A 2,298-nucleotide genomic window follows, 5' to 3' on the forward strand; every position below is an offset into this window, starting at 1 on the left:
AGGCGGTAAAACCATGGAAGAATTTTACTATTACGCAAAAGAAAAAACTGATAATCCAATGTCTAGAATTTTCGTAGCAGGAATGTATGAATGCTATGAAAAGAAAGGCAAAAGAAGGCCACTTAAAAGAGCAGAAAGAGCATTAAATAATGCATCTATTCGTGAATTGAATTTCATTGAAAAAAATCTATCATTCCTTGCAACAGTTGGTTCTTCAGCACCTTTCGTTGGGTTATTTGGAACAGTTCTTGGTATTATGAATTCCTTTCAAGCAATTGCAGTTACTCAAAACACTAGCCTCGGTGTTGTTGCACCTGGTATTGCATCAGCGTTATTTGCAACCGCAATCGGCTTATTTGCTGCAATCCCAGCGGTAATTTTTTACAATAAATTTAATAGTGAAGTTAGCAGGCTTGCAGTTGAAGTTGATGATTTCGTTGATGAGCTTCTAATTTATATTGATAGAGAATTTGAGTAGTAAATAATGCGTCATTTCGAACTAAAAGCCACCGGCTTGAAGTGAGAAATCTGGTTTGATTAATAATTATTTCTAGATATCTCGCTTCGCTTGATATGACACAAACAATTTAACAAGATAAAAATCTTATGGCAGCAAGTTTACAAGGCGGAAGCGTTAGAAAAAATTCAGGCAAAAGAACTCGCAGAAGAAAAGTAATGATGAGTGAAATCAACGTTACCCCAATGGTTGATGTAATGCTTGTTTTGCTTATTATTTTTATGGTAACCGCACCACTAATGGCAACAGGAATAAAAGTTAACCTACCGGAATCCAATGTTTCTCAGCTTGAAAATAAAAAAGAGGAAGAGCCAATCCAAGTTCTCGTTGATAAAGAAGGCGGAATTTGGATACAAAAATCTAAAGTTTTACTAACTGATTTATCTGTAAAATTAAAAGAAGTTACCAAGCAGAATATGCAAGCACAAATATTTATTAGAGGTGATAAAGATACTTCTTACGGCACAGTTATTTCAGCAATTTCAGCTATTAATGAAGCTGGATATTCAAGGGTTGGCCTTGTTACTCAACCAAGAAAACCTAATTAGTTAATTGTAACTTGTGGCTAAATTCCCAAAAAAATCAGGATTATCTTTGAAGAAAATTATTGCTTTTATTAGAGAAAAAGCAAGGCAAAGTCCACATCTTACAAAATCTTTAATCGCACATTTTATATTAATTTTGCTAATTTCAGGGGCAATTCCTTCCTGCACATCAAAGCCTATAAAGCCAAAGGTGGTTGAAGTTAATATTATGCCAATGGCTGATAAAATTAATCCGCAGGCTAAACCTCAAGCACACAATCAAAAGCCAAAACCAATTTTACCTAAAAAAGTTGAACCACCTAAGCCGAAGCCTAAACCAAAAGAGCCTCCAAAGCCAGTTGAGCAGCCTAAACCAAAACCAAAGCCTCAAGAAGCTATTGAACGCAAAAAGGCAATAGAACCTCCACAACCTAAAAAAGCTGATGCGCCATCACCTAAAAAAGATGAAGTAAAGCCTGAAATAAAGCCGTTACCAGAAGTTATTAAAAAGCAGGAAGTTAATAAAGATAAAGAAGATCAAGCTGGTAAAAAATCTCTGCTTAAAGATTTAGAGAAAAAAGAGGAAAGCCTTGATGATTTATTTGGTGAAATTGAGAAGAAAAAAGAAGAAATAAAAGAAGCGAAACCTCAACCAAAAACTTCTACTCAAGCACCAAATACTGCCAATGAAGATGTTGTTGATGAAGCCTTTGTGCGTGATTTAATGCAGAAAATCCAATCGCAAATTTCAAGATGTTGGTCAATTCCAATAGGTGCAAAAGATGTTGGAAATATGCAGGTTACGCTTTACATAAAGCTGGATTCCGCAGGCAATGTTTTACAAGTTAAAATTATGGATTCAGGTTTATATAATTCTGATCAAACCTTTAGAGTTGTTGCAGATAGTGCCGTTTGGGCGGTTAAAGATTGCTCACCACTGCAAGGCTTACCAACAGATAAGTATAAATTCTGGCAAGAAATTGAATTCAATTTCAACCCTGCCCTCATGGCGAATTGATTTATTTGTAATCAACCCCAAAATAACTAGGCAAAGGTGCAGTAATGCTTATAGGTTCTTTGTTCATATAAAGTGGAATTTTAATATTATAGGCGTGTAGCAAAAGTTTCGGCCGGTTATTATCTAGCTTTGGTTTATTTTCTATTTTATTATTATTCTGATTTTTATTTGAATCTAGCAAATCTGCTGGGTGTTGGCTGTTTGTTCCATATAAACTATCACCCACAATTGGCCAGCCC

4 protein-coding genes are annotated in these 2,298 nt (G+C 35.2%); 3 read left to right on the forward strand and 1 reads right to left on the reverse strand.

The window, feature by feature from the left end; all coding sequences use genetic code 11:
• The 3 genes from SFT90_07410 to SFT90_07420 all read left to right on the forward strand — a co-directional run.
• Positions 1–478, forward strand: a 478-nt coding sequence (locus SFT90_07410; protein ID MDX1950305.1) for a MotA/TolQ/ExbB proton channel family protein, incomplete at its 5' end; no start/stop codon positions are given.
• 128 nt (positions 479–606) lie between these two features.
• Entirely contained in the window at positions 607–1,065 is a 459-nt protein-coding gene (gene tolR / locus SFT90_07415) for a protein TolR (protein MDX1950306.1), read from the forward strand.
• Between the two features lie 13 nt (positions 1,066–1,078).
• The gene (locus SFT90_07420) at positions 1,079–2,059 is read left to right on the forward strand and encodes a hypothetical protein (GenBank protein ID MDX1950307.1); all 981 of its coding nucleotides are present in this window, start codon (positions 1,079–1,081) and stop codon (positions 2,057–2,059) included.
• A 1-nt stretch (position 2,060) separates the two neighbouring features.
• Here SFT90_07420 and SFT90_07425 read toward each other — a convergent pair.
• Positions 2,061–2,298 (reverse strand): hypothetical protein (locus SFT90_07425; protein ID MDX1950308.1); only part of this gene is annotated, 238 nt, incomplete at its 5' end.

The sequence above is a fragment of the Rickettsiales bacterium genome (assembly GCA_033762595.1).
Lineage (GTDB): Bacteria > Pseudomonadota > Alphaproteobacteria > Rickettsiales > UBA8987 > JANPLD01.

Bases quoted from the DNA above. Each gene is read 5' to 3' on its own strand.
- tolR (MDX1950306.1), top strand. From the start codon at position 607: ATGGCAGCAAGTTTACAAGGCGGAAGCGTTAGAAAAAATTCAGGCAAA.